Raw genomic sequence first — 6,672 nt, forward strand, 5'->3', positions numbered from 1 at the left:
GACGTCACGAGCAGACGGTGTCGTTCGCCGGGACCGTCCCGTCGAGCAGATACGCGTCGACCAGCTCGGTCAGGCAGTCGTTGACGGCGTAGGTGCCGTGCCCCTCGCCGTCCACGGTGAGGTGGACGCCGACCTTCTCTCCCAGTTCGTCCGCCATCTTCTTGGCACCCTCGTAGGGAGTGGCCGGATCACCGGTGTTGCCGATGACGAGGACTGGGTTCGCGCCGTCGGCCGACACCTCGACGGTGGGTGCGTGGCCGTCAGCGGGCCAGCCGGTGCACTGGAGCAGCCCCCAGGCCATCCAGTCGCCGAACACCGAAGATGCCGTGCGGAATCGGGGCAGGTGACGGTGTACGTCCTCAAGGGTGAAGCGGTCCTTGTAGTCCGCGCAGTTCACCGCGGTGTTGGCTGCGTTGATGTTGGCGTATCCGTCGTCGTCGATCCGTTCGTTGAGGAGGTCGGAGAGCAGCAGCAGTGCGCTGCCGTCGCCGTCCATGGCGGCGGCCAGTCCGCCCCTGAGCAGCAGCCAGCTCTCCTGGTCGTAGAGGGCGGCGGCGATGCCGTTGAGGGCGTGGCTCTGAGTCAGGGGACGCCCGAACTCCGTGGGCAGGGGGTCGGTGTCCAGGCGCTCGAGCAGCGCGATGATGTCCTTCTCGCCCTGCTGCGGGTTCGTGCCTTCGAAGAAGCAGGAGTCCTGCCGTGCGCAGTCCTCCAGGAAGTTGCGCAGTGCGCCCTGGAACCCCTTCGCCTGGCCGAGGGCACCGTGCAGGGCGTCCTCGGTGGGGTCGACCACGGCGTCGAAGACGAAGCGCCCGACACGCTTCGGGAAGAGATGTGCGTAGACGCCGCCGAGCTGTGTGCCGTAGGAGATGCCGAAGTAGTTGAGTTTCTCGTCGCCCAGGACGTGGCGCATCAGGTCGAGGTCACGTGCGGCCTCCTGGGTGCCGACGTGATCCAGCACCGCGCCCGACTCGCTCTGGCAGGCCCGGGCGAACGCGCGTACCCCACGCTCGCGGGCCTTCTCCTCCGTGGCGTCGTCAGGGGTGGCGTCCGCGGCCAGCCAGGCGTCCATGGCCTTCGTGTCCAGGCAGTGCACGCCGGCACTGTCCCCGACCCCGCGAGGGTCGAAACTGACCAGGTCATAGCGCTTGTGAAGCGTCATGTACTCGTCGCCGGCGGCGAGGGGGAGGGTGAGCACCCCGGAGCCGCCGGGGCCGCCGAAGTTGAAGACCAGGGACCCGAGGCGCTTCTCGCCGGAGTCCGGGGACGCCTTCGCCCGGATCAGGGCCAGATCGATGGTTTCGCCGTCGGGGTCCGCGTAGTCCAGCGGAGCCTTCATGGTGCTGCACTGCCACGTCGTTCCGTCCGGCAGCTTCTCGGGCCTGTCTCCGCCGCCCTGGGCCGTGGACGGAGCGGAGCACGTGCTCCACTTCAGTTCCTGCTCGCTGAGAGCGGTGGGCACCGCGGGTATCGCGGCATCGCCGCGAGCGTCGTCGGCGGTCTCGGGGTTGCAGGCTGTCACCGCGGTGGCCGCCAGCACGGCGAGCGACGCCAGGGCGACAGCGGTCCGGGACATGCGAGGGTGTGCGGGCATGCTTGTGCCGGTCTCCAGTTGGTGTGGGTGATACGGGCGCAGTGGACGGCCGCTCACACGAAGTCGTGGTGGTGGGTGTACCGGTCGGTGCGTGTGCCCTGGAAGGACCTGATCCCCCCGGAGGCTCGACGCGACGACGCGATCCATGTGCCGATCCTTTCGCGCTGAACGTGCCGCCCCGTCGCCCGCCGGAAGGATCGTCGCCTAGTCCGCGGGACATAGAGCGGTGGCGCGACCGCAGGGCCGGCACCGCGTGACCCCTTGAACCCCGCGGTGTCGGGGAGGGCGACGCCCGGCCATACACTTGCGCCAATGGGGAAAGGACGTCGGGTCAGGCCACTGCCGGTACTGTTCATGGGAGCGCAACTGCTGCTGTGGTTCAGCGTCGTTGCGTCTTCGAAGGAGCCGCCGGACACCATTGAGTGGATCACCGCCTTCTGTGCCACGGCGCTCGCTGTGGTGGCGCTCGATCGGCGTCACCGGGCACCGCTCGCCGCCCTGGGCGTCATCGTCGCGGTGTCCGTGGTGGGACAGATCCTGGCGCCACCCGACCTGCTGGGCCTGGTACCGGGGCCGGCGGTCATGGTGGCGCTGTTCACCGTCACCGTTCTGTGCAGCTGGCCCGTCGGCCTGGGCGCGACCGCGGCTGTCGCCGTCGTCCAGCTCCTGCAGGCGGCCGCACGGCACGGCGTCGGCGGTCTTCTCCTCTCCGACTGGCTCACTGGTGTCGGCCCTTTTCTGCTGGTGTCCGCTCTCGGCACCGGCCGCCGGCACTGGCTGCGGGAACGGCAGGCCACGGCGGAGCGGCTGGCCGGTGCCGAGCAGCAGCAGGCGCAGGCCGCCGAGGCGGAACGGGAACGGCTGGCCGGTGAGTTGCACGACATCAGCGCGCACCACCTCACCTCCGTCGTGGTATCCGTCGAGGCCGCCCGCAGGCTCGGTGACAGCAGGCCCGACCTGGCCGCGGAGGCACTCGCGTTCGCGCGCCGCACCGCACGGGAGACCCAGTCCGCACTGCGGCGTCTCGTAGCGGTCATGCAGGTGGACGACCCACCGGCTCCCCAGGCGATGACCGCTCCGATCGAGACGCTGATCGCCGGATTCAGCAGGCTGGGCCGCCCCGTCTCCGTCTCCCTGCCCGCTGATCTCACCGGACCCGCGGCGGAAGCGGCCCACGGCATCATCCGGGAGGCCCTGACCAACGCCCTGCGCTACGCGCCGGGCGCCGCGGTCAGCGTGCGGGTGCAACGGGCCGGGGACACCCTGCATCTGACCGTCGACAACGGCAGGCCGCCCGGCGGCGCGCACACCGGCACGGCGGGGATCGGCTCCGGCCGGGGGGTGGAAGGAATGCACCGGCGTGCCGCCGTCCTCGGCGGGAGGCTGTCCGCGGGACCCCGCCCCGACGGAGGCTGGCGCGTACACGCCGTGCTCCCCGACGCCGCGTCCGGCCCTCGGCCGAGCCCAGGACGTCGGCGCGACTTTCCTCGCGAACAGCGGATCGCGGACAGGGCGGTCTTCGGCTCGGCCGCCGCGGTGGCGTCGGGCGTCGCCCTGACGAAGGCGGAGGAGGCCGGCTACGAGGCCGGCACGTGCCTGCTGCTCGTGTCGGTGCTGACCCTCCACGCGCTGCCGTTGCTGTGGCGCCGCCACGCGCCCTGGGCGGTCCTGGCGGTGACCGGGGCCGCCGCCCTCCTGTGGCCGGTTCTGCTCCGCGGTGGTGCGCTGCCGCCGTCCTCCGCGATCTGCTTCCTCGGCGGCGGCATCGTCGCACCGGCCGCGGTCTACGCGGTCGCGGCATACGGCCGGGTCCTGAGAACCGCGCCCGTGCCCTCCGGCCGAAACGTCCCGCCGCCGACGGCGCATCCACTGACATGTCCGGCGGGCTCACGGCTGTCGTTTCTGTCCGTGCCCGCCGCGGTTCTCCCGTCGGCGATCTCCTTCACGGCCGCCTTCGCCGCCGACGGGACGCTGCTCGGAGACCCGGCCGGGCCTTTTCTCGTGCTGTTCCTCGCCTGCTGGACGCTGGTCGTGTCCGGCCTGGGATGCACGGCCGCCTGGGGGGCGGGATGGCTGATGCACAGGCGTCGCCGGCGGGAACTGGGCCGGGAGGACACGGCCCTCACCACTGTGCTGTCGAGCACGAGGGCCATGGTCCACGGCGAGCGGCAGCGAGTCGCCGTCGGTCTGCGGGAGACGGTGCTTCGGCAGACGGACCGGATGATCTCCTCGGCTGAGGAGGGCAGCCTGGAGCAGGTGGCCGGGGCTACGCGGGCGACACTGAGCGCCATGCGCCAGTTGCTCGGAAGCCTGGACGCCGGCAGAGCGCCGAAAGCGCCTCGAAGAGCCGTCGTGACGAACACTCCTCGCATGTAGAAGTGTCCGTGCCGACAGGTCGGCGACTGCGTGGCGGCCTCTGGATGCGCACGCCGACCTGGCGGGTCCCGCGCACGGCCTCCATGGGAGGATGCGGCGCAGACAGTGGCCCGGGTGCGGGCGAAGAGAGGAGCAGGACCATCGGTATCCGTGTGCTGGTCGTGGACGATCAGGCGATCGTCCGCGCGGGTTTCGTGGCGATCCTGACGGCCGAGGCCGACATGACCGTGGTCGGCGAGGCAGCGGACGGTGACGCGGCCGTGGCGATGTCGGCACAGCTCGCGCCCGACCTGGTGCTCATGGACATCCGCATGCCGGGTATGGACGGACTGACGGCGACCCGGCTGATCACCAATCACGGTAGCGGCGCCCGGGTTCTGGTGCTGACCACGTTCGACCTCGACGCCTATGTCTACGAGGCTCTGCGCGCCGGGGCCTCCGGCTTTCTGCTCAAGGATTCCGAGCCGGAGGACCTCCTGGCCGCGATACGGGTGGTCGCCTCCGGTGACGGCGTCCTCGCGCCCGCGGTCACGGGACGTCTGATAGCAGCCTTCGCTCGGGGGGCCTCCTTCGCTCCGGAGATCACGAGGGCGCTGGACAGCCTCACCAACCGCGAACGCGAGATCCTCGTCCTCGTCGCCACGGGCCTGAGCAACGCGGAGATCGGCGCGCGTCTGGAAGTAGCCGTGGGAACGGTGAAGGTGCACGTGAGCTCAGTGCTCAACAAGCTGGGCCTACGGGATCGTGTGCAGGCGACCATTTTCGCCTACGAGAGTGGGCTGGTCCGCCCGTCGGTGACGCCGACTCTCTGAGCGCCCTCCGCTTGCCTGCACCAGGGCGATCAGAGGGAGAGTTGGCCGCGAAGCCTGCAGGCGCTATCGCGGACCCGCGGTGGACTGCGCCGCCGCTGCCCTGCGCGGGCCGACTCCGCCCAGCTTTTTCGCCTGCCGTCCAGGACCCCGAATGCAAGGCCGCCCAGCGCGGAAGGGCCGGGCCCCGGCACAGTCACCGCCGGGCCTTCGTCCGCTCCCCGTGCGCTGCTACTCGGCAGATACGACCACGAAGACCACCGGCAGAAAAGGTCACGAAACCCGCACGGGTCGTTCCGTGATCTCACTGCGACGATCCGCGCCGTCGAGACACGGGGTTCTCAGACGGATGAAACGGCGCATTGCTCCTGCCGGTGATCGACGAGTCGCGCCACATCAGTTACTGAAGCAACGCGAAGGCCACTTGTACGGCGTCTTCCATGCATGATTCCTGGCTTCTCCTGCCCATGAACCTCCCCTCACGCCTTTCGCGGAAGTGAACCTCGCCGGCGGTCGAGGCGATCGGCGCTGCTGGGAGTGCGTCGTTCGACGGTCGGCGAGACGGCCGCCGACCCTGCGGCTCATTCCTCACAAGAGGGACACAAGGCGCCATATTGCTGTCACTCGTCCAGCCGCCACATCGCGGCATCGTGTGCTCGGATATGTCCCGCAGCCCCGACGAGAGGCTCGACACACGAGGAGGAAGGGACCCACCGTGCCTGCACACACCGTCTGGGAAGGAACCCGCTTGAGGGCGAGCGCGCCGTCGCCTTCGTTCCCTCCGGCATCGGCGAGCAGACGAGCGGCAGCAGGGCTCCCGAGGAGCTGACCGCGGCCGCCCGCTTCTGCCGCCCCTTCATGCTGTTGGCGGACGGACCCACCGAGGCGGGAACTACCCGGCTCCAACGGCGGGCAGGCGATCCTCCGGCGACTCCGGGGAGACCACACGCTCCGCAGTCGTCGACGCAACGGGCCGATCCGGCGAGCCGCCGTCACTGCCCCGGCGACACCCCCGCGACACCCCCGAGAACGCCACGCCCTTCTCGCCACCCGTCCGGCGAGCATCTTCGCCGACCGCTCTTCGACCGTTCCCAGCACCGGATGGGCGCGAGGTGGCGGCCGACGTGCCCGTGGTTCGGGCACAGGCCACGCCTCTTCCCGCAAGCAAGGCGCCACACAGCGCTCCCCGCACCCGCTAGAGAGTACGAACCATGTCTTTGCCCCCACTGCACATTGAACCGCTCCGGGTCTGATGGAGGCTCGATTCCCTGAGAGGATCGAGTCATGGCACGTCCGTCCCCTTACCCTCCCGAGCTTCGCGAGCGCGCGGTGCGCATGGTTGCGGAGATCCGCCCGAATTACCCCACCGAGTGGGCCGCGATGAAGGCGGTCGCGGCCAAGCTGGGGATCGGTGCCGCCGAGACGGTGAGGACCTGGGTCCGCAAGACCGAGGTCGACGCAGGCCAGCGGCCCGGAGTCACGTCGGAAGAGGCCGCGGAGATCAAGCGGCTGCGGGCCGAGAACGCCGAACTGCGACGGGCGAACGAAATCCTCAAGGCGGCCTCGGCTTTCTTCGCGGCCGAGCTCGACCGGCCGTCGAAGCGCTCGTAGCGTTCATCGACGCACACCGCCAGGTGTTCGGGGTCGAGCCGATCTGCCGAGTCCTGACCAGCCACGGACTGAAGATCGCGACGAGCACCTACTACGCCGCCAGGAACCGCACCCCCAGCGACCGGTCGGTCCGCGACAGGGAGCTGAAGACGCAGATCAGCCGCGTCCACACCGACAATCTCGGCGTTGTCGGCGTACACGTGAACGTCCCCACCCGCGTACGGATGAAAAGGGACAGTTGTTGATGCGTTGAGACCTGCTGCTCGGCACTCTGCTGCTTGG

The 6,672-nt window shown here is 70.0% G+C and carries 3 protein-coding genes and 1 pseudogene; 3 read left to right on the plus strand and 1 reads right to left on the minus strand.

Annotated elements, in window-relative coordinates:
* Positions 1-4 precede the first annotated feature (4 nt).
* Entirely contained in the window at positions 5-1,594 is a 1,590-nt protein-coding gene (locus ACFYOJ_RS35670) for an alpha/beta hydrolase (protein WP_356558452.1), read from the minus strand.
* 312 nt (positions 1,595-1,906) lie between these two features.
* On the opposite strand from ACFYOJ_RS35670, the gene ACFYOJ_RS35675 reads away from it, so the two are divergent.
* The 3 genes and pseudogenes from ACFYOJ_RS35675 to ACFYOJ_RS35685 all read left to right on the plus strand — a co-directional run.
* Entirely contained in the window at positions 1,907-3,970 is a 2,064-nt protein-coding gene (locus tag ACFYOJ_RS35675; RefSeq protein ID WP_356558451.1) for a histidine kinase, read from the plus strand.
* Between the two features lie 140 nt (positions 3,971-4,110).
* Positions 4,111-4,782, plus strand: a complete 672-nt coding sequence (locus ACFYOJ_RS35680) for a response regulator transcription factor (RefSeq protein WP_328661539.1) — start codon at positions 4,111-4,113, stop codon at positions 4,780-4,782.
* A gap of 1,281 nt (positions 4,783-6,063) precedes the next feature.
* Positions 6,064-6,569 (plus strand): annotated as a pseudogene (locus ACFYOJ_RS35685) (IS3 family transposase); the annotation flags it as partial.
* Positions 6,570-6,672: the final 103 nt, after the last annotated feature.

This window comes from Streptomyces sp. NPDC006384, assembly GCF_042870695.1.
GTDB lineage: Bacteria > Actinomycetota > Actinomycetes > Streptomycetales > Streptomycetaceae > Streptomyces.